Annotated in this window: 23 protein-coding genes; 11 read left to right on the top strand and 12 right to left on the bottom strand. The window is 62.0% G+C overall.

Annotation, left to right across the window (positions count from 1 at the left end; all coding sequences use genetic code 11):
- Positions 1 to 58: 58 nt before the first annotated feature.
- From ACR0LD_RS14010 to cobU, 3 genes are read right to left on the bottom strand one after another with little or no spacing between them, the layout of a single operon-like run.
- The gene (locus tag ACR0LD_RS14010; RefSeq protein WP_480637507.1) at positions 59 to 937 is read right to left on the bottom strand and encodes a glutathione S-transferase; all 879 of its coding nucleotides are present in this window, start codon (positions 935 to 937) and stop codon (positions 59 to 61) included.
- A 58-nt stretch (positions 938 to 995) separates the two neighbouring features.
- Positions 996 to 1,574 carry a histidine phosphatase family protein gene (locus ACR0LD_RS14005; RefSeq protein WP_170440305.1) on the bottom strand — a complete coding sequence of 193 codons (579 nt, stop codon included), beginning with the start codon at positions 1,572 to 1,574 and terminating at the stop codon, positions 996 to 998.
- Positions 1,571 to 2,092, bottom strand: a complete 522-nt coding sequence (gene cobU, locus ACR0LD_RS14000; RefSeq protein ID WP_170360197.1) for a bifunctional adenosylcobinamide kinase/adenosylcobinamide-phosphate guanylyltransferase — start codon at positions 2,090 to 2,092, stop codon at positions 1,571 to 1,573. Before cobU ends, ACR0LD_RS14005 begins: the two co-directional genes overlap by 4 nt.
- Positions 2,093 to 2,193: 101 nt before the next feature.
- On the opposite strand from cobU, the gene ACR0LD_RS13995 reads away from it, so the two are divergent.
- From ACR0LD_RS13995 to ACR0LD_RS13970, 6 genes are all read left to right on the top strand, one after another.
- Positions 2,194 to 3,072 (top strand): RNA polymerase factor sigma-32, encoded by an 879-nt coding sequence (locus ACR0LD_RS13995; RefSeq protein WP_093963433.1) that lies wholly within the window; start codon positions 2,194 to 2,196, stop codon positions 3,070 to 3,072.
- A complete protein-coding gene (locus ACR0LD_RS13990; protein WP_480637505.1) occupies positions 3,069 to 3,893 on the top strand; it encodes a ChaN family lipoprotein in 825 nt (274 codons plus the stop codon). Before ACR0LD_RS13995 ends, ACR0LD_RS13990 begins: the two co-directional genes overlap by 4 nt.
- A gap of 64 nt (positions 3,894 to 3,957) precedes the next feature.
- Entirely contained in the window at positions 3,958 to 5,154 is a 1,197-nt protein-coding gene (gene coaBC, locus ACR0LD_RS13985; protein WP_170342599.1) for a bifunctional phosphopantothenoylcysteine decarboxylase/phosphopantothenate--cysteine ligase CoaBC, read from the top strand.
- A 39-nt stretch (positions 5,155 to 5,193) separates the two neighbouring features.
- A complete protein-coding gene (gene dut, locus ACR0LD_RS13980; RefSeq protein WP_170342597.1) occupies positions 5,194 to 5,649 on the top strand; it encodes a dUTP diphosphatase in 456 nt (151 codons plus the stop codon).
- Positions 5,649 to 6,695 (top strand): HesA/MoeB/ThiF family protein, encoded by a 1,047-nt coding sequence (locus tag ACR0LD_RS13975; protein WP_480637503.1) that lies wholly within the window; start codon positions 5,649 to 5,651, stop codon positions 6,693 to 6,695. The genes dut and ACR0LD_RS13975 overlap by 1 nt, the downstream gene beginning before the upstream one ends.
- A gap of 59 nt (positions 6,696 to 6,754) precedes the next feature.
- Positions 6,755 to 8,770 (top strand): M3 family metallopeptidase, encoded by a 2,016-nt coding sequence (locus ACR0LD_RS13970; RefSeq protein WP_480637501.1) that lies wholly within the window; start codon positions 6,755 to 6,757, stop codon positions 8,768 to 8,770.
- Between the two features lie 47 nt (positions 8,771 to 8,817).
- Here the strand turns inward: ACR0LD_RS13970 and ACR0LD_RS13965 are convergent, their stop codons facing one another.
- The 6 genes from ACR0LD_RS13965 to ACR0LD_RS13940 form a co-directional block, all read right to left on the bottom strand.
- Positions 8,818 to 9,750 carry a 2-hydroxyacid dehydrogenase gene (locus ACR0LD_RS13965; protein ID WP_480637499.1) on the bottom strand — a complete coding sequence of 311 codons (933 nt, stop codon included), beginning with the start codon at positions 9,748 to 9,750 and terminating at the stop codon, positions 8,818 to 8,820.
- Positions 9,751 to 9,765: 15 nt separating this feature from the next.
- Positions 9,766 to 10,905, bottom strand: coding sequence for a rod shape-determining protein RodA (gene rodA / locus ACR0LD_RS13960; protein ID WP_170343283.1), 1,140 nt, complete (start codon positions 10,903 to 10,905; stop codon positions 9,766 to 9,768).
- Positions 10,902 to 12,848, bottom strand: a complete 1,947-nt coding sequence (mrdA, locus tag ACR0LD_RS13955; protein ID WP_480637498.1) for a penicillin-binding protein 2 — start codon at positions 12,846 to 12,848, stop codon at positions 10,902 to 10,904. Before mrdA ends, rodA begins: the two co-directional genes overlap by 4 nt.
- Positions 12,845 to 13,381: a rod shape-determining protein MreD gene (locus ACR0LD_RS13950; RefSeq protein ID WP_170342115.1), complete on the bottom strand. Its 537-nt coding sequence runs from the start codon at positions 13,379 to 13,381 to the stop codon at positions 12,845 to 12,847. Before ACR0LD_RS13950 ends, mrdA begins: the two co-directional genes overlap by 4 nt.
- Positions 13,374 to 14,276 carry a rod shape-determining protein MreC gene (gene mreC / locus ACR0LD_RS13945; protein ID WP_480637496.1) on the bottom strand — a complete coding sequence of 301 codons (903 nt, stop codon included), beginning with the start codon at positions 14,274 to 14,276 and terminating at the stop codon, positions 13,374 to 13,376. The genes ACR0LD_RS13950 and mreC overlap by 8 nt, the downstream gene beginning before the upstream one ends.
- A gap of 61 nt (positions 14,277 to 14,337) precedes the next feature.
- On the bottom strand, positions 14,338 to 15,384 hold the full coding sequence (locus ACR0LD_RS13940) for a rod shape-determining protein (protein ID WP_093963423.1): 1,047 nt from the start codon (positions 15,382 to 15,384) through the stop codon (positions 14,338 to 14,340).
- A 156-nt stretch (positions 15,385 to 15,540) separates the two neighbouring features.
- On the opposite strand from ACR0LD_RS13940, the gene ACR0LD_RS13935 reads away from it, so the two are divergent.
- A complete protein-coding gene (locus tag ACR0LD_RS13935) occupies positions 15,541 to 16,326 on the top strand; it encodes a 23S rRNA (adenine(2030)-N(6))-methyltransferase RlmJ (protein WP_480637494.1) in 786 nt (261 codons plus the stop codon).
- A 170-nt stretch (positions 16,327 to 16,496) separates the two neighbouring features.
- Here ACR0LD_RS13935 and ACR0LD_RS13930 read toward each other — a convergent pair whose 3' ends face one another.
- A complete protein-coding gene (locus ACR0LD_RS13930) occupies positions 16,497 to 18,068 on the bottom strand; it encodes a 2-isopropylmalate synthase (protein WP_480637492.1) in 1,572 nt (523 codons plus the stop codon).
- Positions 18,069 to 18,355: 287 nt separating this feature from the next.
- Here ACR0LD_RS13930 and ACR0LD_RS13925 point away from each other — a divergent pair, with 287 nt between their 5' ends.
- Positions 18,356 to 19,021 carry an SDR family NAD(P)-dependent oxidoreductase gene (locus ACR0LD_RS13925; RefSeq protein ID WP_480637490.1) on the top strand — a complete coding sequence of 222 codons (666 nt, stop codon included), beginning with the start codon at positions 18,356 to 18,358 and terminating at the stop codon, positions 19,019 to 19,021.
- 4 nt (positions 19,022 to 19,025) lie between these two features.
- Here ACR0LD_RS13925 and ACR0LD_RS13920 read toward each other — a convergent pair whose 3' ends face one another.
- On the bottom strand, positions 19,026 to 20,498 hold the full coding sequence (locus tag ACR0LD_RS13920) for an MORN repeat-containing protein (RefSeq protein WP_480637488.1): 1,473 nt from the start codon (positions 20,496 to 20,498) through the stop codon (positions 19,026 to 19,028).
- Positions 20,499 to 20,654: 156 nt separating this feature from the next.
- On the opposite strand from ACR0LD_RS13920, the gene ACR0LD_RS13915 reads away from it, so the two are divergent.
- The 3 genes from ACR0LD_RS13915 to ACR0LD_RS13905 all read left to right on the top strand — a co-directional run bounded on the left by ACR0LD_RS13915 (position 20,655) and on the right by ACR0LD_RS13905 (position 24,365).
- Entirely contained in the window at positions 20,655 to 22,313 is a 1,659-nt protein-coding gene (locus ACR0LD_RS13915) for an NAD+ synthase (protein ID WP_170438447.1), read from the top strand.
- A gap of 300 nt (positions 22,314 to 22,613) precedes the next feature.
- Positions 22,614 to 22,889 carry a hypothetical protein gene (locus ACR0LD_RS13910; protein ID WP_170343276.1) on the top strand — a complete coding sequence of 92 codons (276 nt, stop codon included), beginning with the start codon at positions 22,614 to 22,616 and terminating at the stop codon, positions 22,887 to 22,889.
- 144 nt (positions 22,890 to 23,033) lie between these two features.
- Positions 23,034 to 24,365: an NAD(P)/FAD-dependent oxidoreductase gene (locus ACR0LD_RS13905; RefSeq protein WP_480637486.1), complete on the top strand. Its 1,332-nt coding sequence runs from the start codon at positions 23,034 to 23,036 to the stop codon at positions 24,363 to 24,365.
- Here ACR0LD_RS13905 and ACR0LD_RS13900 read toward each other — a convergent pair whose 3' ends face one another.
- Positions 24,366 to 25,298: an MBL fold metallo-hydrolase gene (locus ACR0LD_RS13900; RefSeq protein ID WP_093963417.1), complete on the bottom strand. Its 933-nt coding sequence runs from the start codon at positions 25,296 to 25,298 to the stop codon at positions 24,366 to 24,368.
- Between the last annotated feature and the right edge of the window lie 100 nt (positions 25,299 to 25,398).

The raw sequence follows: 25,398 nt of genomic DNA, 5'->3' as shown, positions 1-25,398 counted from the left end.
CCTGTTCTTGGTTAACAGGACCTTGCTGCCATGGCGCCGGTTTAGGAATGGTTAACGGTCACACTGCCTGCCGGATCATTTGCGTGAATTTCGGCCATGCGCCGGGGTCGGCCACGGTTTTGTCGCGGCAGAAGGTGTTGCAGAAGCCCCATCGATTTCCATCCAGCTCTAGAAATGCGGTCACCGGCTTGCCGGAATAAGGGCAGAGGTCATTGACCGATGACGCCGCCTCAACTGCGCGGGCCGTCGAGGTTCCGCCGATCGGCCAGGGCTCGGCGTCGAGCGGCTGGTCATAGGGGAACGGGTCGTAGTCGACCGTCAGCCCCATCGCGCGCCATTGCCGAACCGCCGGGTCTGAAAACAATTCCATGCAATAGTCGTGGTTCTGCACGGACACGGGCAGACCGTAGCCGATGATCCGGGCTGCGACCGGCGTATAGAACACATCGGCCAGGGAATAGCTGCCGAACAATGGGCCGGTCTCCGTGCCTGAGATTTTGCGCGCATGCGCCCACAGGGTCTCGATCCGGGTCAGATCGGCGCGGGTTTCGTTGGTCGGCTCGAACCCTTTCCAGCGGTGTTTGAGTTGCATGGGGCAGGCCGACCGCAGCGCGTGGAACCCGGCGACCATCTCGGCACACAGCCAACGGGCGGTTGCGCGGGCGGCGGCGTTCCGCGGCCAAAGCCCCGCATCGGGGTGGCGTTCGGCGAGCGTCTCGGCCATGGCGAGGCTTTCACCGACCACCGTGCCGTCGGGCAGGCGCAGCGCGGGGACCAGACGGGCCGGGACCAGCGGCTGCATGTCCCGGGCCATCGTGCCCGAATACAGGCCGATCATGTGGGTCGTGTAGGGCAGGCCGAATTTTTCCAGTATCAGCCAGCCGCGCATGGACCAGCTGGAAAACAGGCGGTCCCCGATGAAAAGGTCATAGGTCATGGCCCGAGGATGGCCGAACTTCTGGAATCAGTAAAACGCCGATTTGTGCGTGTTGCGTTCACGGAAGATGATTGATCCGGCCGGCCGACCAAGTTCTGCCGTCAAAGGCCAGCTCGGTCACCGACAGGTTGTCGATGCGATGGGCAAAGGTCCGTTGCGCGTCCAGGTCAAGGGCGCGCTGTACCTGGGTCAGGATTACGCCGAAATGGGCCACGATCACCAGATCGGCGCCTGTATGCATACCGATCAACCCGTCGATCGCCGCGTCGACCCGCGCGCGGACCGCGTTCCAGCTTTCGCCGTTGGGCGGGCGCACGTCGCCGGGGCTGTCCCAATAGGCAAAGGCCAGTTCGGGGTCTTCGGCCTCGATCTCGGCGAATGCGCGCATCTCCCACGTGCCGAAATGGATCTCGCGCAGGTCGGGATGGTGCGGCAGCCGGCGACGCGTGCCCTGAATGGCCGTGGCCGTATCCGCGGCGCGCGACAGGTCCGACGAAATGACCAGCGCATCCTGCGGCAGGTGGTCATGCAGGCGCGCGAGGGCCGCGTGGTCGCTCAGGTCGGCGGGAATATCGGACCAGCCCACCATCGTTTTGGCATGGGTCGGGCCGTGGCGGACAAGGTGCAACCGGGTCACGGCAACTGGCCTTTCAAAACCTGCGGTAGTCCCGCGATGACCTGAACCACAAGGCCGGCTTGGGCGGCGAGGGCGATGTTCAACCGCCCCTGCGCCTCGCGGAACTTGCGGGCCAGCGCATTGTCGGGGACGATACCGTGCCCCACTTCGTTCGAGACGATAATGACCTGCGCGGGGCAGGTCCGTAGCGCGGCCAGAAGGGCGGCCTGTTCCTGTTCAAGATCGCTGTCGGCCAGCAGGTGATTGCTGAGCCACATCGTGGCGCAATCGATAAGACAGACCTGATCCCGGCTCAGCCCCGCCAGCGCCGGGCGCAGATCCATCGGGGCTTCGATCGTGGCCCAGCCGTCGCCTCTTTGGTCCACATGGCGCCTGATTTTTAGGCGCATCTCATCATCAAACACTTGTGATGTTGCCAGGTAGACGCGGGTTTTACCTGTTGAAACAACGAGTTGCTCGGCAAATGCAGATTTTCCCGATGCCGCGCCACCCAGGACAAAGGTTAAATCGGGATGCATTTTTTACTACCTTTACAGTGATCCACCCGGTGCGCCCTTGCGTATCGACCATACGTCGGCAAGGCAAGACCGGCGGCGCCTACGACAGATGGGAGAGCTGCATGGCACTGGATAACCCGAACGACTTCTCGATGTCCCGGCAGGCTATGAAAGCCGAATTGCTGGATGCGGAAACCGAATTGCGCCTGGCCTATGCCTGGCGAGACGAGCGCGACGAACAGGCCCTTCACCGGTTGATAACGGCCTATATGCGTCTGGCCATTTCAATGGCGGCCAAGTTCAAACGCTACGGCGCGCCGATGAATGACCTGATCCAAGAGGCCGGGCTGGGCCTGATGAAGGCCGCTGACAAATTCGACCCGGATCGCGGAGTCCGCTTTTCTACCTATGCGGTGTGGTGGATCAAGGCCAGCATTCAGGATTACGTGATGCGCAACTGGTCTATGGTACGGACCGGTTCGACATCGTCCCAGAAATCCCTTTTCTTCAACATGCGTCGCGTGCAGGCCCGGTTGGAGCGCGAAGCCGCGACCGATGGCGTTGAATTGGACCGCCATCAACTGCACCAGATGATTGCGGCCGAGATCGGTGTACCGCTGCGCGATGTGGAAATGATGCACGGCCGGTTGGCCGGCTCAGACTTTTCCCTGAACGCCGTTCAATCGGCTGACGAGGATGGTCGCGAGTGGATCGACGCGTTGGAGGATGATCGCGAGCAAGCTGCGGAAACTGTCGAGAACAGCCACGATACCCGCCAATTGCGCGAATGGTTGATCACGGCGATGCAGGCGCTCAACGATCGGGAACGGTTCATCGTGCGCGAGCGCAAGCTGCGTGAGCCGGCGCGCACATTGGAGAGCCTGGGTCAGGAACTGGGTTTGTCCAAGGAACGCGTGCGACAGCTTGAGGCAGCGGCGTTCGTGAAGATGCGCAAGAACCTTGAAGCTCAATCGCGCGAGGTGCAACACTTCTTCGCATGAGACATCTTGCGATTCTGACGACGGCCGTGCTGTCGCTGACACTTTTGACCCGGCCAGTTCTGGCCGGGGAGCTTATCCCCGACGATATTTTGGCGCAGATGAAGGACGCCGATGTCGTGATCCTTGGTGAGGTTCACGACAACCCCCTACACCACCTGGTCCAGACCGAAGCGATTGCGGACATTGACCCGTCTGCAATGGTCTGGGAAATGGTGACCGAGGAAGGCGCTCAGAGACTGGCGCAGACTGCCGCCTCGAACCCCGAGGAGTTGTCACGTATCCTGAGATGGGCCGAAACGGGATGGCCGCCGCTCAGCATGTATTACCCTGTTTTCCAAGCATCAGAGGCCCCGGTATACGGAGCGATGGTGCCGCGCGCGGCTGCGCGAGCTGCGATGGAACGCGGTGCCGCAACGACCCTGGGCGCGGATGCGGCGCGATATGGGTTGAACATTCCGTTGGCGCCCGAGGATCAGGCGGCGCGCGAGGCCGAGCAATTGGCAGCGCATTGCAACGCAGTTCCCGCCGAGGCCTTGCCGCAACTGGTGGCGATCCAGCGTCTGCGCGATGCTGTTCTGACCCGGGCCATTCTGCGTGCAATTGATGAAACCGGCGGTCCGGTGGCGGTGATTACCGGAAACGGGCACGCGCGCAAGGATCAGGGCATTCCGACCTTTCTGTCGCGCCTGCGTCCGGGCCTGAAGGTCTTTGTTCTCGGTCAGGCCGAAGACGGTGTCGTGACCGGTGAATTTGACGCGGTGATTGACAGCCCCGCGGCCGAACGCGAAGACCCTTGCAAGGCCTTCGAGTCCCAGAATTAAGCGCTGGAACTCGGGGCATGGGTTGCATAGTGTCGAGGCCGAGCACGACCGGGAAGGGCTGAACATGCTGGCATCCAAACGGATCCTCCTGATCCTTGGCGGTGGGATCGCGGCCTACAAATCGCTGGATCTGATCCGAAGGTTGAAGGAGCGCGGGGCGGCGGTGACCCCGGTCCTGACCCGCGCTGCCGAGGAATTCGTGACCCCCTTGTCCGTGTCTGCACTTGCCGGTGAAAAAGCTTATCGTGATCTGTTCGACCTGACGGACGAGGCCGAGATGGGACATATCCAGCTGTCACGTTCGGCTGATCTGATCGTCGTGGCCCCGGCGACTGCGGATTTGATGGGAAAGATGGCCGGGGGTCTGGCCAATGATCTGGCATCGACCCTGTTGATGGCCACGGATACCCCTGTTTTATGTGCGCCGGCGATGAACGTGCGGATGTGGAACCATCCGGCAACTCGCCGGAACCACAAGCAGTTGATCGCGGACGGCGTCCGGTTTGTCGGACCCAATGACGGTGACATGGCTTGTGGCGAGTTCGGCCCCGGCCGCATGTCAGAACCTCTCGAAATCGTGGCGGCGGTCGAGTCTGCCTTGTCGGATGGCCCACTGAAGGGTAAGCGGATTCTCGTGACGTCGGGGCCGACGCATGAGCCGATTGATCCGGTTCGGTACATCGCAAACCGATCCTCGGGGGCGCAGGGGACGGCGATTGCCAACGCTTTGGCGGCCCTGGGGGCCGAAGTCGTTTTCGTAACCGGCCCCGCGGATGTGCCACCACCCCAGGGCGTCCAGGTTGTGCAGGTTGAGACTGCGCAACAAATGTCGGATGCGGTGGACGCGGCTCTGCCGGTGGATGCGGGCGTGTTTGCCGCAGCCGTGGCCGATTGGCGGGTAGACGGGGCATCAGACCGCAAGTTGAAGAAAAGCCGCGACGGAATGCCTGCACTGCAATTTGCCGAAAACCCGGACATCCTCAAACGGATTTCGCATCTGGAGACCGGCCGACCTAGCTTGGTCGTGGGTTTCGCCGCAGAGACGGATGATGTGATCGCCCACGCAACCGCCAAGCGGGCGCGCAAAGGGTGCGATTGGATTCTGGCCAATGATGTCAGTCCGGTGACCGGCATCATGGGTGGGGCCGAAAATGCGGTCGTGCTGATATCGGATGCGGGTGCCGAGGAGTGGCCGCGCATGGGCAAGGACGCAGTGGCCGTACGGCTGGCGGAAAAGATCGCGGCCGCGCTGGCGCTGTGATGCGGTTGTTTGACAGAAGATGAAGGTTGGGATGCGCTGATGGTGGCAATCCGGGTGATCCGAGAAGACGGGGCCGATCCGGCCATTGCATTGCCGTCCTATGAAACGGCCGGGGCAGCCGGCGCGGATGTGCGGGCCAACCTGCCTGATCGAGGATCGATCACCCTTCAACCCGGTGAGCGCGCCTTGGTTCCGACCGGCCTGCGGGTAGAGATTCCGGATGGATATGAGATCCAGGTGCGTCCGCGCTCGGGACTTGCGTTGAAACACGGGATCACGCTGCCGAACGCACCGGGCACGATCGACAGCGACTATCGCGGTCCCTTGGGGGTGATCGTGCTGAATGCGGGTCAGGAAGCCTTTGAAATCGGACATGGCGACAGAATTGCGCAGCTTGTCGTGGCCCCGGTGATCCAGGCGCGGTTCGAGATGGCGGACAGCCTGCAGGAATCGCAGCGCGGTTCCGGTGGGTTCGGATCCACGGGGCGCGCCTGATGGTTCTGGTACTGGCACTGGCAGCGGGGCTGTGGGGGCTTGGCTACCTCGCTGGTGCCTCGCGTACTGCCCGTTGGGTGTCGGTTTTGGTGTTGCTGGCAGGTGTGGTTCTGTCTCATCTGGTTTTGCCCGACGGGAACCCACTGCGCGAGGCCACAGGCGGCTCGGCCGCGATGTGGCTGATCCTGGGTGGCTTCGTTCTGCTGGCCATGGGTTATGGCGCTGTGGTGAAAGCCCTGAGGCGCCGGGCCAATCCACCGTCGGATATTCGACCGCACAGCCCATCTGACCAGTTCAGCGAAGCCGAACTGGAGCGCTATGCCCGTCACATCGTCCTGCGCGAGCTTGGTGGACCCGGGCAGAAACGGATGAAGACCGCTCGTGTATTGGTGATCGGGGCAGGTGGATTGGGCGCACCGGCGCTGCAGTACCTTGCCGCCGCCGGCGTGGGCACGATTGGCGTCATTGATGATGACGTGGTCGAGAATGCCAATCTGCAGCGGCAGGTCATCCATCGGGATGCCGATATCGGAATGCCCAAAGTCTTTTCTGCGCAGCAAGCAATGGAGGCGCAGAACCCCAATGTCATCGTTCGCCCCTATCACCGCCGCCTGACGGACGACATCGCGGCCGACCTGTTCGCGGATTATGACCTTATCCTCGACGGCACCGACAATTTCGAAACCCGGTATCTGGCAAATCGCACAGCGGTGGCTTTGGGCAAGCCCCTGATCTCAGGCGCGCTGTCCCAATGGGAAGGTCAACTGAGCGTGTTTGACCCCGCCAACAACGCCCCTTGCTACCAATGCATTTTTCCCGAAGCGCCTGCGCCGGGTCTTGCGCCTTCCTGCGCCGAGGCTGGGGTGGTCGGACCACTGCCGGGCGTGGTGGGGGCGATGATGGCGGTCGAGGCGGTCAAGGTAGTCACGGGTGCAGGTCAGGCCTTGCGTGGCGAGATGCTGATCTATGACGCGCTTTATGGCGAAAGCCGCAAGATCACCCTGTCCCGGCGGGACGATTGCCCGGTTTGCGGTCAACCCGTTTGATCGCGGCCACTGGACGATCTTGCCCTGCATTCCTAGCTTGACGCTTGAAGGAGACCCCAATGACCAATCCGATCCTGTCCGACTGGACGATCCCGTTCGAAATCGCGCCCTTTGCCGAAATCTCGGATGACGATTTTGCCCCGGCACTGGAAGCTGCTCTGCAGGCCCATGCCGACGAGATCGACACCATCGCGACGAATACTCAGCCCGCGAGTTTTGCCAACACGATCGAAGCGCTGGAAGCGGCGGGCGAGGCCTTGAACAAGGTTCTGTCGGTGTTCTTCACGGTCGCTGGCGCAGACAGCAACCCGGAGCGCGAGGCGTTGCAACGGGAGTTTTCGCCCAAGCTTGCAGCGCATTTTGCCGCAATTTCCTCGAACAAGGCGCTGTTCCAGCGTGTGGACGACCTTTGGGCGAAACGAGATGCGCTGGATCTGACCGAGGAACAGGATCGGGTTTTGATGCTCACCCATCGCGGGTTCGTCCGCTCGGGTGCGGCGCTGCACGGGGCGGAAGATGCCCGGATGCAGGAGATCAAGGCGCGTCTGGCGTCATTGGGCACCGCGTTCACGCAAAACCTGCTGGCGGACGAGCGTGGCTGGTTCATGGAGCTGACTGAAGATGACCTGGCGGGACTGCCGGGTTTCGTGGTTGATGCGGCACACGCGGCCGGTCGGGAAAAAGGGGCCAAGGGGCCGGTTGTCACGCTGTCGCGGTCTCTGATCGTGCCGTTCCTGCAGTTCTCGCCACGTCGCGACCTGCGCGAAAAGGCTTACCGCGCCTGGGCGTCACGCGGGGCAAACGGAGGCGAGACCGACAACCGAGCGATTGCCGCCGAAATCCTTCAGCTACGCGAGGAACGGGCCAAACTGCTGGGCTATGACAGCTTTGCGGCCTTCAAGCTCGAGACCGAGATGGCCCGAACCCCCGAACGGGTGCGCGACTTGCTGATGCAGGTCTGGGCACCCGCCAAGGCCCGGGCCGAGGCCGACGCGGAGATCCTGACGCGGATGATGCAGGAGGACGGCGCCAACGGTCCGCTCGAACCCTGGGACTGGCGGTACTATGCCGCAAAACGGCGCAAGGCCGAGCATGATCTGGATGAGGCAGAACTCAAACCCTACCTGCAGCTGGAGCGCATGATCGAGGCTGCCTTTACCTGCGCCAACCGCTTGTTCGGGTTGGAGTTCGCGCCGTTGGACGTGCCGCTGTACCATCCGGATTGCCGAGCCTGGGAGGTGACCCGGCGTGGCAAACACGTTGCCGTATTCATCGGAGACTATTTTGCGCGTGGATCGAAACGGTCGGGTGCGTGGTGCAGCGCGATGCGGGTGCAGGCCAAGTTTCCCAAGGTCCAGACGCCAATCGTCATCAATGTTTGCAACTTCGCCAAGGGCGATCCGGCGCTGCTGTCATATGACGACGCACGGACCCTGTTTCATGAATTCGGGCACGCACTGCACCAGATGCTGTCGGATGTGACCTATGACAGCATCTCGGGGACCAGTGTTGCGCGGGATTTCGTGGAGCTGCCCAGCCAACTGTATGAGCATTGGCTGGAAGTACCGGAGGTTCTGGCCGAGTTCGCAACTCATGCCGAAACTGGAGCTCCGATGCCACCGCAACTGCTGGACAAAGTTCTGGGTGCCGCCAATTTCGATCAGGGTTTTCAGACGGTCGAATATGTCGCCTCGGCGCTGGTCGACCTGGCCTTTCACGACGGTCCGGCCCCGGCGGACCCCATGGCGAAGCAGGCTGAGGTTCTGGCCGAGATCGGGATGCCGCTTGCCATCGGTATGCGCCACGCGACGCCGCATTTCGCTCATGTATTTGCGGGTGATGGCTACAGCTCGGGTTACTACAGCTACATGTGGTCCGAAGTGATGGATGCCGACGCATTTGCTGCCTTCGAAGAGGCAGGAGGCGCGTTTGATCCCGAGCGGGCGCAGGCTCTGGAGGACAACATTCTGTCCAAAGGAGGCTCGAAGGAGGCCGAAGATCTCTATATGGCGTTCCGAGGCCGGTTGCCGGGTGTCGAAGCCCTGCTGAAAGGTCGGGGACTGGTGGACGCGTAGCGGTCGAATAGCGCTCGGCAAGACGGGGGCAGCGGCCCCCGATGGCCTTAGTACCCGAGTGCGCGGTCGACGAGATGCAGCAGCGGCCGTCCGGATTCGCTGCGTTGGATGTTTTCGCAAATCACCTGCGCAGCCGTTTCGGGCCGGGTTTCCGACGCGATATGCGGCGTGACAGTCACATTTGGATGCGCCCAGTACGGATGATCGGGGGGCAGCGGCTCGGCGCGGAACACATCCAGCGTGGCATGCCCCACTTGGCCGGTGTTCAGCGCCAGCAACAGCGCTTCGTCGTCAATCAGCGGGCCTCGGCCGGGGTTCAGTATGCGCGCACCTTTTGGCAGAAGTGCCAGAGTGTCCGCGTTCAGAGTGTTCTCCGTGGCTACCGTTTCTGGCAGCAGCAGGACGAGTATCTCGGCCTGGCTCAGGGCCACGCGCAGCCCGTCTGGTCCGTGCAGGCACGTGACACCAGACACGTCCTTGGCCGAACGGCTCCACCCTGTCACGTTGAAGCTCAACGCCGCCAGCGCCTGTGCCGCAGCCTGCCCCAGGGCGCCAAGTCCCAGAACGCAGACCGATCGCTGTGTGGCAAGCGGAGGCGGATCCGGGGCCCATTCCCCATCCTGGACCGTGATGTGTCGATCCATGCCCAGATGGTAGCGCAGAACGTGCCCCACGACCCATTCGGTCATGCCCTGGGTAAGACCGTGATCGACCATCCGGGCCAACGGCACGGTCAGCGTGTCGTTCGAGGCTATCTTCTCGACACCGGCCCATAGGCTGAGCACGGCCTTTGCGCGCGTGTAGGACGTGAAATCAAGCAGCCCGCCATTGGGTGCATAGACGATGTAATCCACCTGATCGGGCGGCAGGTCGGTGGCGATAGTGGCTTTGATCCCCGCATCGGCCAGCCCGATGTTCAGCAAGGGCTCGTAAACCGGCCAAAGTGTCGGGCGGGCGGAAAACAGGACGTTCACGGACATGGTCGGCCTTTCGGATCAACGAGGACGGTGAATATGCGCGCTTTGCACGATGCCGAAGGCGGCCATCAGAACCAACATGGCCGAGCCCCCATAGCTGACCATCGGCAACGGAACACCGACCACCGGCGCCAGCCCCATGACCATCGACATGTTGACGGCGAAGAACAGGAAGAAGTTCAGCGAAATGCCCAGTGTCACCAACGATGAGTACCTGTCCTTGGTCGACAGCGCCGTGACGAGGCAGAAGATCAGGATCAGTCCGTAAAGCAGCAACAAGGTTGTGCCCCCGACAAAACCGAACTCTTCGGCCAGTGTCGTGAAGATGAAGTCGGTGTGCTTTTCGGGCAGGAAGTTCAGGCGTGACTGGGTGCCTTGCATGAAGCCTCGACCGTTCCAGCCGCCGGATCCCAGGGCAATCTTGGACTGGGTGATGTGATACCCCGCGCCCAACGGATCGGTCGAGGGGTCAAGGAATGTGTCGATGCGCCGGAACTGATAGTCCTTAAGCAACTGCCAATCGGTGCCACGGCTTTTGAACACCGTTGAAACCAAGCCGACACCCGCCGCGATGACCGCTGCGAAATAGGCCCAATGCACGCCCGCCAGAAACATCAGGCCTCCTCCGGCCGCCAACAGCAGGATTGCGGTTCCCAGATCGGGCTGGCGCAGCACCATGAAGGTCGGGATCAGGATCAGGACAACCGGGATCAAGACCCAAAGCGGGCGCGAGGTTTTGTAGGAGGGAAGCCAATCGTAGTAGGCCGCCAGCAACATGACCAAAGTCACCTTTGCCAGTTCGGAGGGCTGCAGGCGCATGAACCCCAGGTCGATCCAGCGTTGCGCGCCCATGCCGATGGTGCCGAACAGTTCGACGAACAGCAGAAGCCCCAAAGAAACAAGATAGGCGACGACGGACATGTTGCGCCAGAACCAGATCGGAACCAATGCGACGATGAACATGACCGTCAGGCCCAGGCCAAACCGTTCCATCTGTGGTTCCGCCCACGGCGACCACGAGCCGCCGGCCACCGAATACAGCATCAGAAAACCGGCACTTGCGACGCTGATCAGCAAAAGCGTCAGCGGCCAGTTCATGTACAGAACCTTGCGGATCCCCGTCGGCGTGGTCTTGACCGCATATTCAAGATAGCTCATGCGCGGTCCTTTTCGTCAGGGCGCGCTTTCGGGCGGCGATCACCTTCCAGACGTTTCTGCTGTTCCTTGATGCGGTCGCGGTCGGCCACGGGATATGCTTCCAGCGGCGGGGTGCCGTTGTACAGAGCCTGCAGCATCACGTCCCGGGCCACGGGGGCTGCAGCCTTCGAACCGCCGCCGCCATGTTCGACCACGACGGCCACCGCATATTTCGGATTGTCGTAAGGGGCAAAGCTGACATACAGCGCGTGGTCCCGCCGTTCCCAGGGCAGGTCTTCGTTGCGGATGACCCCGGCGGCCCGTTCGGCCTTGGTGATGTTGCGCACCTGGCTGGTGCCCGTCTTGCCGGCCATGCGGAATTCGTCTGCGATGATCCGGCTGCGATAAGCGGTGCCGCGACGGTCGTTCGAGACCTTGTACATCGCGTTGCGCACCTGTTCCAAGTTGGCCGGATTGACGTCCAGCGGCTCGCCCGCGCCCGTAGGCTGTTCGACCCCGTCGACACTGCGGATCAGACGCGGTGTCACCGATCGGCCGGTCGCGATGCGTGCAGTCATGACGGCCAGTTGCATCGGCGAGGCCAACATGAAGCCCTGCCCAATCGAGGCATTTGCCGTGTCGCCGACCAGCCAGTCCTGTCCGTGGGTGGTCTGTTTCCATTCCTGGTTCGGCGCAAGGCCAGCCGCCACGGCGGACATCGGCAGGTCGTGTTTGATGCCGAGGCCGAATTTGCGCGCCATGTCCGAAATCTTGTCGATCCCGACCCGCAGGGCGACGTCGTAATAGTAGACGTCGCAACTGCGCTTCAACGAGGTCTCCAGATCGACCATCCCGTGTCCGCCGCGCTTCCAGCAGTGGAATCGACGGCTGCCCACCTTCAGGTAGCCGGGACAATAGACGGTGTTGCCCGGACCGACGACGCCGGCCTCGAGCGCGGCCAGCGCGGTGATCATCTTGAAGGTCGAACCGGGCGGGTAGGTGCCCTGAACCGTCTTGTTGGCCAGCGGGCGGTGGTTGTCCTGGGTCAGAGCCTGGTAATCCGCGACCGATATCCCTCGCACGAACAGATTGGGGTCGAAGCTGGGGGTCGAGCTGATGGCCCGCAGATCGCCCGTCTCACAGTCGATCACGACCACGGCGGCGCTTTCTCCGGCCAGCCGGGCCTGTGCGTATTCCTGCAGGTCGGCGTCGATGGTCAATTGCAGGTCGGCGCCGGGCTGGCCCTCGCGGCGGTCAAGTTCCCGCATCACCCGGCCGGTCGCGTTGACCTCGACGCGCTTGGCGCCCGTCTTGCCGCGCAGCAGGTCTTCCTTCTTGGCCTCAAGCCCGACCTTGCCGATCTGAAAGCGCGGGATCATCAGAACCGGCTCGGGGTCTTCCATCTTGCTCAGGTCATAGTCGCTGACAGGTCCGACATACCCGACCACATGGGCGAAATCCTCGTAGCGGGGATATTGGCGGGTCAGTCCGACTTCGGGCGTGACGCCGGGAAGGGCGGGGGCATTGATCGCCACCTTCGAGATATCTTCCCAGGTGACCTGGTCGGCCAGCGTAACCGGCAGAAACGGCGCTGTACGTTTCATCTCGGCTTTGGCCCGCTCGATCTCGTCTTCGTTCAGCGGAATCAGTTGTGACAGTTTGGCAATGACCTTGTCGACGTCGCCCGCATCCTCGCGCACGATCACGATGCGGTAGGACGGCGCATTCTGCCCGATGATCTGACCATTGCGGTCATAAATGCGCCCTCGGGTTGGCGGAATGAGCCGGATGTTGATGCGGTTTTCTTCGGCCAACAGGCGATATTGGTCGGCCTGATCGACCTGCATGTAACGCATGCGGGCCGCCAGGCCGCCGACGAATGCGAATTGCATGCCACCCAGCACCAGCGCGCGCCGGGTCAGCCTTTTGTATGCGGCACCTTGTGTTTTGGGTGTGCGTTTCATGAGCGTGTTCCCACAGTGGCAACATCTACCGCAGATGGCCTGCGGACGCCAAATATGGTTTGGCTGAATGCAACGACAAGCGGGTAGGCGAGGACCGTGAAGACCACTTGGACAAATACCGGGCCAATGCTGGCCTGACTGACGGACAGCAGCGCCAAAACTGTCCGGTTGAAGGCAAAGATTGCCGCGATGACGACGCCCACCGTCGTCCACTCGCCCACGAATCCGACGTCGCGCATTCCGGGGCCTGCCGATCGCAGATAGGCAGAACCGATGACGACGGATGCCGCCAGCAGTCCCGGCGGCCGTTGCAGCAACAGGTCGGCCATCAGCATGACCGCAGCTATGCTGAGTGTCGGTACATATTCCGGCCGCCTGAGGACCCATGCAAAGGTCAGGCAGATCAGGAAGTCAGGAAAGGGCAGACGACCCGGTTGCGTGTTCAGAGGCAACAGGTGAAAGAACATCACCGTCAGAGCGAGGAACAGGTACAGGCCCCGCATCAGCCATAGACGTGACGCGGCGCTATCCATCGGCGGCCTCCTCGGTCGGGAGAAGAGCCTCGGGGCGCTGAGGTCCGACGATGCCGCCCGGGTCTCGGATCGGGGCGGCCGAGTGGTAGCGCAGGACGCGTAGGAATTCCAAACGCTCGAAATCCGCGGACAGTCGGACGCGCAGACGCCCCCCTGGATCGGCGGCGATCTGGCCGATCAGAAGGCCCGCAGGAAATACGCCGCCGTCGCCTGAGGTCACCACACGGTCGCCGGGTCGCACCAGTTCACGGCTTTCAAGAAACTCGACGGCTGGGGCAGGGGTATTGTCACCGGTAATCAGCGCGGTCTGGCCCGAGGGCTGGATCGTGGCGGGAATCGCGCTCGAGGCGTCGGTCAACAGGATGACCCGCGCGGTATCCGGGCCAACGCCAGAAATCCGGCCCACCAGCCCGATGCCGTCCATTGCGGCCCAGCCGTCGACGATCCCGTCACGCTCGCCGACGTTCAGCAAGACAGATTGCCGAAATGGCGAGCCGCTGTCGGCCATGACGACCCCGGTAATATAAGTCAGACGCGGATCCAGTCGAACGTTGTTCAGGTCCAGAAGCCGCGCGTTTTCCTGCTCCAGCTGCAGGGCCGCCTCTTTCCAGGCGCGCATGCGGCGCAGTTCACTGCGCAGTTCCTGGTTCTGCTCGCTCAGCCTTTGGTAGCTTTGGAAATCCCGTACGAGGTTAATCGCGGCCGTGACCGGAACCATCGCCCATTCCATCGAGGGCACAACGGCATCCACCACTTGGGCCCGGAACCTTTCGACCCGCGGGCTGTCGATGCGCCAAACCAGGAATATGCCCAGCAGGCACAGAACAACGATCCCCATGAACAAGCGGCGCAGGGGGGTGGTGTAGTCGTCGCGCTGTGCTCGGTCTTTTGCCACAGGACTCCTTCCCGTGCTGCTCGTGCCCGATCTTGAACCCTCAGATCAGAGGGTGCGCGCCTTAGCTTTCGTAGTCAATCGCGTGGCGCAGCTGTTTTTCGTATTCCAGTGCCTTGCCGGTGCCCAAAGCCACACAATTCAGGCTTTCGTCAGCAATCGACACGGCCAATCCGGTCTGTTCGCGCAGGGCCAGGTCCAGATCACCCAGCAGCGCGCCGCCACCGGTCAGCATCACGCCCCGGTCCACGATGTCCGCGGCCAGATCCGGCGGGGTGGTTTCCAGCGCGGTCATCACCGCCTCGCAGATCTGCTGGACGGGTTCCGACAGCGCCTCGGCCACCTGGGCCTGGCTGATCTCGATTTCTTTGGGAACACCGTTCAGAAGGTCGCGCCCGCGGATGTGCATCGACTGCCCGCGCCCGTCATCGGGCATCCGGGCGGTGCCGATGGTGGTCTTGATCCGCTCGGCGGTGGATTCGCCCACCAGCAGGTTCTGCTGACGACGCAGGTACGAGATGATCGCCTCGTCCATGCGGTCGCCCCCCACGCGGACTGAGCGAGCATAGACGATGTCTCCCAGCGACAGGACAGCCACTTCGGTGGTTCCGCCGCCGATATCCACGACCATGTTGCCGGTGGGATCGGTGATCGGCATCCCGGCTCCGATGGCGGCGGCAATCGGCTCGGCGATCAGACCCGCGCGCCGCGCGCCTGCTGACAGAACCGATTGACGGATTGCGCGCTTTTCAACCGGCGTTGCCCCATGGGGAACGCAGACGATGATCTTGGGCTTCGAGAAGGTCGAACGCTTGTGCACCTTGCGGATGAAGTGCTTGATCATCTCCTCTGCGGTGTCGAAATCGGCGATCACCCCTTCGCGCATGGGGCGGATGGCCTCGATCGAGCCGGGGGTGCGGCCCAGCATCAGCTTGGCGTCCTCGCCCACGGCCAGAACCTTCTTGACCCCATCCTTGACATGGTAGGCAACAACCGAGGGTTCCGACAGGATCACGCCACGCCCCTTGACGTAGACCAGCGTGTTGGCCGTCCCGAGGTCGATGGCCATATCCGCTGTGAACAGGCCGCCCAAACTGTCAAAGATCCCCATATTCCCCTGATCCTGTCTGTCAGATGTTTTCTACTGCCCGCGACTCGACGGTTCCGGGACGGATGACTTATAGGGTGCCATGACGCCCGGTTAAAGGCCTGATTCCGCGTAAATCAGCACCTTTCCGCCTCTTTGACAGGGACTTTAGAAGGCAACATGCTCTCATATCAACACATTTACCACGCGGGAAATCTGGCGGACGTGCAAAAGCACGCTTTGTTGGCATGGATGCTGGACTACATGACCCGCAAGGACAAGCCGATCAGCTATCTAGAGACCCATTCGGGGCGTGGTCTGTACCACCTCGATGCGGCCGAGGCCGTGCAGACCGGAGAGGCGGCGGCAGGGATCGGGCGCGCGCTGAGCAACGGGTGGTTTGCCGACGATCACCCGCTGGCACGCGCGTTGCACGCGGTCCAGGCGCAGTTTGGCGAAACGGCCTACCCGGGCTCGCCGATGATTACGGCAAGCCTGCTGCGTCCGCAGGACAGTCTGCATTTCGCCGAGCTTCATCCGCAGGAATACGCAGCGTTAATAAATGCGCTGACCGGGCGCGGTGCCAAGACCTACAGACAGGACGGGTTCGAGCTGGCTCAGTCGGTTCTGCCGCCCACGCCTCGGCGCGGGATGATGCTGATTGACCCTAGCTACGAGGTAAAGGCGGACTATGGCCGCCTGCCGGGGCTGATCGCCAAGTATCACCGCAAGTGGAACGTGGGTCTCATTACCCTGTGGTACCCGATACTGACGGACGATCGCCACGTTACTATGGTGTCGGCACTGAAAGGCTTGGATCTTCCCAAGACGTTCGTGCACGAAGTTCGGTTTCCGCCCGCGCGTGAGGGTCACCGGATGATCGGTTCGGGCATGTTCGTGGTCAACGCGCCCTTCGGGATCGAAGACGAAGCGGCGCGTCTTTCCGACCTGTTCGCAAAGATCTGACGGCGCTTCGGGGGCGCGAAGGCCTCCCGCCCCGTCTGACAGCATCAAAGATGCCGCCAAACGTGTTGGGCCCGGCACCGCGCCTTGGCGCGGTGCCGGGCCCAAGTCCGTCAGGCTGCGCGGCGAAGCCGGGCTGCCGCGGGCGCGGGAGCCCTGCCTGCCATGTCTGATCAGGTCAGATCCTTGTAGCTGATCTCGCGCGCATCCGCGCCCGGGCCGGCCTTTTCGCGGCGCATGATCAGACGGTTCAGCGCGCTGATATAGGCCTTGGCCGACGCCACCACGGTATCCGTGTTCGCGGATTGGCCCGTGGCGATCATGCCGTCTTCCTCCAGGCGTACGGAAACAGTGGCCTGTGCGTCGGTGCCCTCGGTGACGGCATGCACCTGGTAGAGCTGCAGATGCGCCTTGTTCGGGTGGATGGCCCGGATCGCCTTGAAGGTCGCGTCGACCGGTCCGTCGCCGTGCTCGGTGGCGATGACATCCTTGCCGTCGACCTCCAGTTCGACCGTCGCTTCGGCCTGACCGCCGGTGCCGCAGGTGACTTTCATCGAGACCAGCTGCAGGTGGTCGTTGGCCTCGTCATCTGCACTCATCAGCGCGATCAGGTCGTCGTCGAACACCTCTTTCTTGCGGTCGGCCAGATCCTTGAACCGCACGAAGATGTCCTTGAGCTGGTTGTCCCCGATCTCATAGCCGAGTGTCTCCAGTTTGTCGCGCAGCGCGGCCCGGCCGGAATGCTTGCCCAACGGAAGCGAGGTGCCTGAAAGGCCGATATCCTCGGGGCGCATGATCTCGAAATTCTCGCGGTTCTTCAGCATGCCATCCTGATGGATGCCGCTTTCATGTGCGAAGGCGTTCTTGCCGACGATAGCCTTGTTGAACTGCACCGGAAAGCCCGAAACCGTCGCCACCCGACGCGAGATGTGCATGATCTTGGTGGTGTCGATGCCCGTCTTCCACGGCATGATGTCGTTGCGGGTGCGCAGGGCCATCACGACCTCTTCCAGCGCAGTATTGCCCGCGCGTTCGCCCAGGCCGTTGATCGTGCATTCGATCTGCCGGGCCCCGCCTGCAACGGCGGCCAGAGAGTTGGCGGTCGCCATTCCAAGGTCGTTGTGGCAATGGGTGGCGAAAACCACTTCGTCCGCGCCCGGAACGGTTTCGATCAGACGTTTGATCAGGTCCGCGCTTTCAATCGGCGCGGTGTAGCCTACCGTATCGGGAATGTTGATCGTGGTCGCGCCGGCCTTGATCGCAATCTCGATCACGCGGCACAGGTAATCCCATTCGGTCCGGGTCGCATCCATCGGCGACCATTGCACGTCTTCGCAAAGATTGCGGGCGTGGCTGACGGTCTCGTGGATCTTTTCGGCCATCTCGTCCTGCGTCAGGTTCGGAATGGCGCGGTGCAGCGGCGAGGTGCCGATGAAGGTGTGGATCCGGTTCTTTTCGGCGTGTTTCACCGCCTCCCAGCAGCGGTCGATATCGGCGAAATTGGCGCGCGCCAGGCCGCAGATGCGGGCGTTCTTGGACCGCTGCGCGATTTCCGAAACGGCCTTGAAATCACCCTCAGAGGCGATCGGAAAGCCGGCCTCGATGATGTCGACGCCCATGTCATCCAGAAGCTCGGCGATTTCCAGCTTTTCGTCATGGGTCATGGTGGCGCCGGGGCTTTGCTCGCCGTCGCGCAAAGTGGTGTCAAAGATCAAGACGCGGTCTTGGTCGGTCACGTTGGTCATGGGAGTCACTTTCTTGTCTGTCCTAAAGCCATTGGCGCGCAGGCGTCCTCCTCTGAGCGGGCGCGCCGGATGGCACGCTCAGAGGCGGATTAGGATCAGTAGGCCAAGCAGAGCAGCGCCGGCGGAAGCGGCGAAAGCAAAAGGGATATCTGCGCGGTTGATCATGGGTCCGAGGTTATACACCCCGAACCGGGAATGAAAAGAAGGAAAATGCGCGGCCGTCTGATTTCGCGAAGGGATCGGAAACGGGGATTGATTGCGTGGGCAACTCCGCTAGCTGGAGGGTGATGAGAAATGCTTTGGTCATAGGTGCAAGCGGCGGGATAGGCCGGGCCGTCTGCAACGAGCTTCTGTCGCGGTCGGTCCATGTTGTTGGTCTGTCGCGGTCGGAAAACGGGCTGGATCTGATGCAGCCGGAACTGGTCGACGAGATGCTGGGCCGGATCAAGGGGCCGTTCGACCTTGTTCTGGTCGCGTCCGGCGCGCTCGAGATCGACGGGGCGGAACCGGAAAAGACCATTCGGGCGGTTTCGGCCAACGCCATGATGGATCAGTTCGCCCTGAACGCAGTGGGACCGGCGCTGGTTCTGAAACACGCGCATCGCCTGTTGCCGCGCAATGGCCGGGCGGTGTTTGCGGTGCTGTCGGCGCGCGTGGGCTCGATCGGGGACAACCGTCTGGGCGGCTGGGTCAGCTATCGCGCGGCCAAGGCGGCGGTGAACCAGATCGTGCACACGGCCGCAATTGAACTGGCCCGAACCCACAAGGATGCGATCTGCGTCGCCCTGCACCCCGGAACGGTCAAGACCCCGTTCACGCAGAAATACCTGGGCCGCCATCCCGCGGTCGAGCCGAGTGACGCCGCCCAAAACCTTCTGCGGGTTTTGGATGGTCTGACGGCTGATCAGACCGGCCAGTTCTTCGACTGGGCCGGCCAACCGGTTCCCTGGTAGCGGGCTATCCGTCCGATGGGGTGACTTCCGGGTCCTGTTCGGCCTCAGGCGCCTGCGGCTCGTTGCCCGATGGTTGTGCCGCGCCTGCTTCCGACAGAGCGCCGTTTTCCCACGTGCCGCTTTCCTCTTCGCCATTTGCATAGCGCATTGTTCCAGAGCCCTGGCGTTTGCCGTTCACGAAGTTGCCTTCATAGACATCGCCATTTGCATATGTCGCGACACCTGAGCCGGTGATTTTGCCTTCGGTCCACTGGCCGGAATACTTGAAGCCATTCGCCATCACGACCTCGCCCTCGCCATGGCGCTGACCGTTCTGGAAGTCACCTGTGTAGACCGTTCCATCCGCGTAGGTGGCGGTGCCCTTGCCTTGACGCACGCCGTCTACCCATTCGCCATCGTAGCGAGACCCGTCGGCACGGGTCAGAACGCCGGTGCCGTGCGTTCGGGCATTCTTGAACTGTCCTTTGTAGATCGTGCCGTTCGTGTAGGTCGCGGTGCCCTGACCTTCGATCACCCCCGCAACCCAGTCGCCGTCATAGGACGACCCGTCGGGATAGGTGATCCGGCCTTTGCCATCGGCGAGGTCCGCCTTGAAGTCACCGACATAGACCGAGCCGTCGGGATAGGTCAGTTCGCCCAACCCTTCGATCTGACCGTTTTTCCAATCTCCGGTGTAGACATAGCCGTCGGTGCCAGTGAACGTACCCTTGCCGTGTCGGCGGTCGTCGACGAAATCGCCTTCGTAGGTATCGCCGTTCGCGTAGGTCGCCTTTCCCTTGCCCTGCCGGCGCCCGTCCACCAGGGCGCCTTCGTAAACATCACCGTTGGCCTGTTTCAGTACGCCGGTTCCGGTGATCCGGTCCTCGGTCCATTCGCCGGAATAGATCATGCCGTCGGGCAAGGTCAGCGATCCGTTGCCCTGACGCTGGCCGGCAACGATATCGCCTTCGTATACCGCGCCGTCCGCATAGGTGATCTTGGCTTTGCCCTGGCGAACGCCGTCCACCCAGTCGCCATCATAGACATAGCCGCCGGAGTCGGTCATGACGCCCTTGCCGTCATGCTGGGCATTCTTGAAGCCACCTTCGTAACGCATTCCGTTCGCGTATTGCGCGATGCCGGTTCCGTTTATGGCGCCGTCGGTCCAGTCGCCCTCGTAGGTGCCGCCGTCGGCAAAGGTGATCTTGCCCTTGCCGTGCGGGCGACCTTTGACGAAATCGCCCTCGTAGACCGATCCATTGGCGTAACGTGCCACGCCCTTGCCCTGAATTTCTCCTTCGACCCACTCACCGGTGTATTCAAAGCCGTCGGGTAGGCGATAGGTGCCGGTTCCGTGACGCAGCCCGTTTTCAAAGGTGCCTTCGTAGACCCCGCCCACATCGTCATCTGCGGTGATGATCTGGCCCTGCTGCGCGGACGCGCTCTGTGCGGCGATGCCCATTGCGGCAACGGCAATCGTTGTACGAAAAGCGTTCATGGTAGTCCCTGCCTGCCCGATTGTCCCGTGGTGCATTGGTTCGTGCAAAACTATGACACTGATGAAGGTCGGGCAACGGGTTTTGCCGCATTGGCCTTTCACTTGCGGCCTGATCTGCTAAATGCCTTTTCAGGTGACGAGGGCAAGAGGGCAAAGATGGCCGACCATTTCCGCATCACGCTGGCGCAGCTGAACCCGACGGTGGGCGACATTGCAGGCAACGCCGCAAAAGCCCGTTCCGCATGGGAGCAGGGCCGCGCTGCGGGGGCCGATCTGGTGGCTCTGCCAGAGATGTTCGTCACCGGTTACAACACTCAGGACCTGGTTCTGAAGCCGTCGTTTCACATGGCTGCCATGGCGGCTGTGCAGCAGTTGGCGGAATCCTGCGCGGATGGTCCGGCGATGGCCATCGGTGGGCCTTGGGTCGAGGGTGGCAACCTCTACAACGCCTATCTGATCCTCAGCCGGGGGCGGATCGTCAGCAAGGTGTTGAAACACCATTTGCCCAACGAAACTGTGTTCGACGAGGTTCGGTTGTTCGACGCCGGGCCGTTGGGTGGCCCCTATGCGGTGGGCAACACACGCATCGGCAGTCCGATCTGCGAGGATGGTTGGCACGAGGATGTTGCCGAGACGTTGCAGGAGACGGGCGCCGAGTTTCTTCTGATCCCCAACGGATCACCCTATTTTCGCGACAAGCACGATGTGCGCCTGAACCAGATGGTGGCCCGTGTGGTCGAAACCGGGCTGCCGGTGATCTACCTCAACATGGTGGGCGGGCAGGATGATCAGGTTTTCGATGGCGGGACATTTGGCCTGAATCCCGGCGGCGAACTGGCCTTTCGAATGCCAGTCTTCGACGAGGCGGTGATGCAGATCGATCTGCGGCGCGGTGATGAAGGATGGGCCATCGTCCCCGCCGAAATCGCCGAGCAGCCTGACGCGTGGGAGCAGGACTATCGCGCCATGGTGCAGGCGTTGCGCGACTATATGGGCAAGACCGGATTTTCCAAAGCACTGCTGGGACTGTCCGGAGGGGTCGATTCCGCGCTTGTTGCGGCCATCGCGGTTGACGCTCTCGGGGCCGAAAATGTGCGTTGCGTGATGCTGCCGTCGGAATACACCAGCGCCGAGTCGCTGGAGGATGCCGAAGCCGTCGCCAAGGCGCTGGGTGTGCGATACGACTATGTTCCGATCAGCCAGTCCCGCGCCGCCGTCACCGAGACCCTGGCGCCGCTGTTTGATGGTCTTCAGGCCGACATTACCGAGGAGAACATCCAGTCCCGTCTGCGCGGTCTGCTGTTGATGGCGATGTCCAACAAGTTTGGCGAGATGCTGCTGACCACCGGCAACAAATCCGAAGTGGCGGTCGGGTATGCCACGATCTATGGCGACATGAATGGCGGCTACAACCCGATCAAGGATCTGTACAAGACCCGGGTGTTCGAAACCTGCCGCTGGCGCAATGCCAATCACCGCGACTGGATGAAAGGACCGGCCGGCGAGGTCATTCGCCCCTCGGTCATCGACAAACCACCCAGTGCCGAGCTGCGCGAGGATCAGAAGGACAGCGACAGCCTTCCCGATTACCCGGTCCTGGACGGCATTCTCGACATCCTGGTTGATCAGGATGGCTCGATCGCGGATTGTGTTGCAGCCGGGTACGACGAGGCTGATGCCCGCCGGGTCGAGCACCTGATCTATATCAGCGAATACAAACGCTTTCAGTCCGCGCCGGGCACGCGCCTGACACCTCGGGCCTTCTGGTTGGACCGGCGCTATCCGATCGTGAATCGTTGGCGCGATCCGAGCTGACGGAAACTGCGGCTGAGCGCCCCGTGCCCGGGTCCGGGTGTTTGTTTACAAATGGGCGGCAATGAGGGGGGTCTCATGCTAACTGTTCTGCAGGTGGGGCGGAATTGCTGACAGCGCTTGGCCGCATCCTTGTTTTTTGGACATTTTTTTGCCATAGTTTAGGACCGATCTTGCCACATATTTTGAAAGATCGGCGCGCGGGGGCCGGGCATTGATCTGTCGGCCGAAGCGCAGTTGAAGACCAAGTTTTCTGGTGACGCATCCATGGTGGGGTGCCGGTTATAAGGTTTAGGTGGTCCGATGGTTGATGGATATGACAAACCGCTGCATGCGCCGTTGAGGTACAAGACAATGGAGACACCGGCGCGCGAATTGGATGAGGCGCGTCTGGAAGCGGCAATCGCCGGTGTGTTGGCCGAGGCTGATGCAGAGAGCGAGGAGCCGTCCGAGGAGTTTTCAGCCAAACACCCGGAATTGCCCGAGCTTCAACCCGAAGAGACCGAGACAGAGACCCAAAACTCGGGTGTCGCAGCTTTGTTGCGTCAGAAATGGGCCGAGTTCTCGGGCGCGGCCTGAACCGGGTGCCGGTCTAATTGCATTGTGGCGTTTGCATCGACGCCACACAGCCGAACAAAGTGATGCTTTTTCCGTTATTCAGGATTGCCGGATGACGTTTGCCAAGGCTCGATGAAGCTCGTGTCTGACTAACAAGATCCGTTGATGCCCGGCCCCAAGCCCAACCCTGTAGAATCCGATCTTTGCCTGCCCAAATCCGTTGACGTCGTGATCGTCGGCGGAGGGATTATCGGTGTCTCAACCGCGCTGGAACTGGCGGAACGTGGCAATTCCGTCCTCTTGTGTGAAAAGGGCCAGATCGGCGCTGAACAGAGTTCACGGAATTGGGGCTGGGTTCGCCTGGGGCTGCGCGACCCGCGCGAAATACCGTTGATGACCGAATCGCTCAGGATCTGGCAATCGCTTGATGAGCGGATCGGGCGCAAAACCGGCTATGTGCAATCCGGCATTCTGTTCGGTGCGCGGACCGACCGGTCCGCAGCTGATATGGAACGCTGGTTGCGAAACCTCGAAGGCTACCAGACCGGCGCGCGCATGGTTTCCGGACCCGAGTTGGAACAGCACATGCCCGGCCTCAAGACCAAGCTGAAGGCCGCGCTTTTCACGCCGCAGGACGGGCGGGCCGAGCCGCAATGGGTTGCTCCGGCGTTGGCCGAGGCGGCGCGTGACCAAGGCGCGGTCATCATGACGAATTGCGCGGTACGCTGCCTCGACCTGCAAGCTGGTCGTGTTGCCGGGGTTTACACGGAACGGGGGCGGGTCGCTTGCGATCAAGTGGTTCTGGCCGGGGGGGCTTGGTCGCGGTTGTTTGCCGGTAACGAAGGAATCGCCCTGCCACAGCTGAAGGTGCTGAACACGGTTCTGCGGACCTCGCCTGTGGAACCAGGCCCGGAAACAGCTCTTTGGTCGGATGATTTTGCCATCCGCAAACGCGCCGACGGCGGGTACACGATCGCCTCGGGCCATGAAAACACGGTGGATATCGTGCCTGACAGTTTTCGGTTGGCCGCGAAATTCCTGCCGGCATTCGCGCAGGAATGGAAATCGCTCAGATTCCGCCTGTCGCACCGCTGGACCATTGAGGCGCGTCAGCGCAGGTCATGGACGCCCACCGACGTAACCCCGTTCGAACTCTGTCGGATACTGGACCCCGAGCCGTCGCAGAAGGCGCTCCGCAAGTCATGGGCCAAGGCTGGTCAGGCGCTTCCGGCACTGGTTGGTGCCGAAATCGTGCAGAGCTGGGCCGGGATGATCGATGTGACCCCGGATGCAATCCCGGTCATCTCGAACGTGCAGGAAATCCCGGGACTGGTGATCGCGACCGGATTTTCGGGACATGGATTTGGCATAGGCCCCGGTGCTGGCCGCCTGGTGACCGATCTGGTGATGAACACAGCGCCTTGTGTGGACCCGGCCGCCTTTCGACTGTCGCGGTTTTCGGACGGTACGAAAGTACGGCCGGACCCGGGGTATTGATCAACCCATCATCTGATAGCTGACAGGTACAAAGCGGAAGCCTTCGCCGCGCGGCTCGACATAGCCGGCGGCCGGGAAAGGCATGTGGTACCCGATCATCGGGACCTTGTCCGCGGCCAGCATACCCAACACGTTCCGACGCGATGCGGTGGCCGCTGCCTTGTCCATGTCAAACCGGACTTCCCATTCCGGATGCGCGAAGGACCAGACATAGTGATTGGCAAGATCGGCGGTCAGGATCAGCCGCTGACCGTTGCTTTCGAGATGATAGACCATGTGTCCGGGTGTATGCCCGAAGGCCGCCATTGCGGTCACGCCGGATGCGACCTCGCCACCGTCTTCGATGAACGACATCTTTTCGGCCATCGGAGTGACCTTGGCTGCCACAAGATCGCCGACGCGGTTGCCGGCCTCCTGTGCTGACCAGAAATCATACTCGGCCGCGGCGGTCACATAGCGTGCGTTCGGAAAGGTCGCGGCATCGTTGGTCGTCATGCCGCCAATGTGGTCGGGGTGCATGTGGGTCAGTACGACAACGTTGATCGCCTCGGGGCCAACGCCCGCATCGGCCAGAGCCTTCTGGATACCGCCTTGGCCCAATCCCGTGTCAAACAGGATCAGTTCGGATCCGGTATTGACGAGCGTTGGCGTGAAGAAGAACTGGGCAATGTCGGGCGAGATGAAATTGTCGGCCGATACCTTGGCAAACTCCTCGTCTGACGCGCCACCGCCGAAAATCTCTTGGGCGCCGTCTCGCGGCAAGCTGCCATCCAACAGGGTCGTGACCGTGAAATCGCCCAGTTGAAAGCTGCGGGCGACGGTCGAGTTGGCCTTGGTTTCGGCCCCGGCAGCCAGTGACTGTGTCGCGATAGATGCAAAAGGTAGCGCAGCGGCGGTGCCCAAAGCGGCCCGGCGGGTCAGTTTCATGGTCATTTCAAAGTCTCCCTGTCAGATTACGTGCGACGAATTAGAACGCTTTCGGATAATTGCCACTTTCCACTCTACCATATGGGCTGCGCGCTGGCCGAACGCA

It is taken from the genome of Ruegeria sp. BF8, assembly GCF_056538625.1.
Note: the sequence above shows the minus strand (reverse complement) of the source record. Positions and strands in the feature narration are given on the sequence as shown.

Excerpts from the sequence above, each read along its gene's own strand:
- ACR0LD_RS13925 (WP_480637490.1), top strand. The coding sequence starts at position 18,356 with ATGAGAAATGCTTTGGTCATAGGTGCAAGCGGCGGGATAGGCCGGGCC.
- ACR0LD_RS13995 (WP_093963433.1), top strand. The coding sequence starts at position 2,194 with ATGGCACTGGATAACCCGAACGACTTCTCGATGTCCCGGCAGGCTATG.
- rodA (WP_170343283.1), bottom strand. The coding sequence starts at position 10,905 with ATGAGCTATCTTGAATATGCGGTCAAGACCACGCCGACGGGGATCCGC.
- mrdA (WP_480637498.1), bottom strand. The coding sequence starts at position 12,848 with ATGAAACGCACACCCAAAACACAAGGTGCCGCATACAAAAGGCTGACC.
- ACR0LD_RS13975 (WP_480637503.1), top strand. The coding sequence starts at position 5,649 with ATGGTTCTGGTACTGGCACTGGCAGCGGGGCTGTGGGGGCTTGGCTAC.
- ACR0LD_RS13920 (WP_480637488.1), bottom strand. The coding sequence starts at position 20,498 with ATGAACGCTTTTCGTACAACGATTGCCGTTGCCGCAATGGGCATCGCC.
- cobU (WP_170360197.1), bottom strand. The coding sequence starts at position 2,092 with ATGCATCCCGATTTAACCTTTGTCCTGGGTGGCGCGGCATCGGGAAAA.
- ACR0LD_RS13965 (WP_480637499.1), bottom strand. The coding sequence starts at position 9,750 with ATGTCCGTGAACGTCCTGTTTTCCGCCCGCCCGACACTTTGGCCGGTT.
- ACR0LD_RS14010 (WP_480637507.1), bottom strand. The coding sequence starts at position 937 with ATGACCTATGACCTTTTCATCGGGGACCGCCTGTTTTCCAGCTGGTCC.
- coaBC (WP_170342599.1), top strand. The coding sequence starts at position 3,958 with ATGCTGGCATCCAAACGGATCCTCCTGATCCTTGGCGGTGGGATCGCG.
- ACR0LD_RS13915 (WP_170438447.1), top strand. The coding sequence starts at position 20,655 with ATGGCCGACCATTTCCGCATCACGCTGGCGCAGCTGAACCCGACGGTG.
- ACR0LD_RS13990 (WP_480637505.1), top strand. The coding sequence starts at position 3,069 with ATGAGACATCTTGCGATTCTGACGACGGCCGTGCTGTCGCTGACACTT.
- ACR0LD_RS13970 (WP_480637501.1), top strand. The coding sequence starts at position 6,755 with ATGACCAATCCGATCCTGTCCGACTGGACGATCCCGTTCGAAATCGCG.
- ACR0LD_RS13910 (WP_170343276.1), top strand. The coding sequence starts at position 22,614 with ATGGTTGATGGATATGACAAACCGCTGCATGCGCCGTTGAGGTACAAG.
- ACR0LD_RS13940 (WP_093963423.1), bottom strand. The coding sequence starts at position 15,384 with ATGGGGATCTTTGACAGTTTGGGCGGCCTGTTCACAGCGGATATGGCC.
- ACR0LD_RS13900 (WP_093963417.1), bottom strand. The coding sequence starts at position 25,298 with ATGACCATGAAACTGACCCGCCGGGCCGCTTTGGGCACCGCCGCTGCG.
- ACR0LD_RS13930 (WP_480637492.1), bottom strand. The coding sequence starts at position 18,068 with ATGACCAACGTGACCGACCAAGACCGCGTCTTGATCTTTGACACCACT.
- ACR0LD_RS13905 (WP_480637486.1), top strand. The coding sequence starts at position 23,034 with ATGCCCGGCCCCAAGCCCAACCCTGTAGAATCCGATCTTTGCCTGCCC.
- dut (WP_170342597.1), top strand. The coding sequence starts at position 5,194 with ATGGTGGCAATCCGGGTGATCCGAGAAGACGGGGCCGATCCGGCCATT.
- ACR0LD_RS13950 (WP_170342115.1), bottom strand. The coding sequence starts at position 13,381 with ATGGATAGCGCCGCGTCACGTCTATGGCTGATGCGGGGCCTGTACCTG.
- ACR0LD_RS13935 (WP_480637494.1), top strand. The coding sequence starts at position 15,541 with ATGCTCTCATATCAACACATTTACCACGCGGGAAATCTGGCGGACGTG.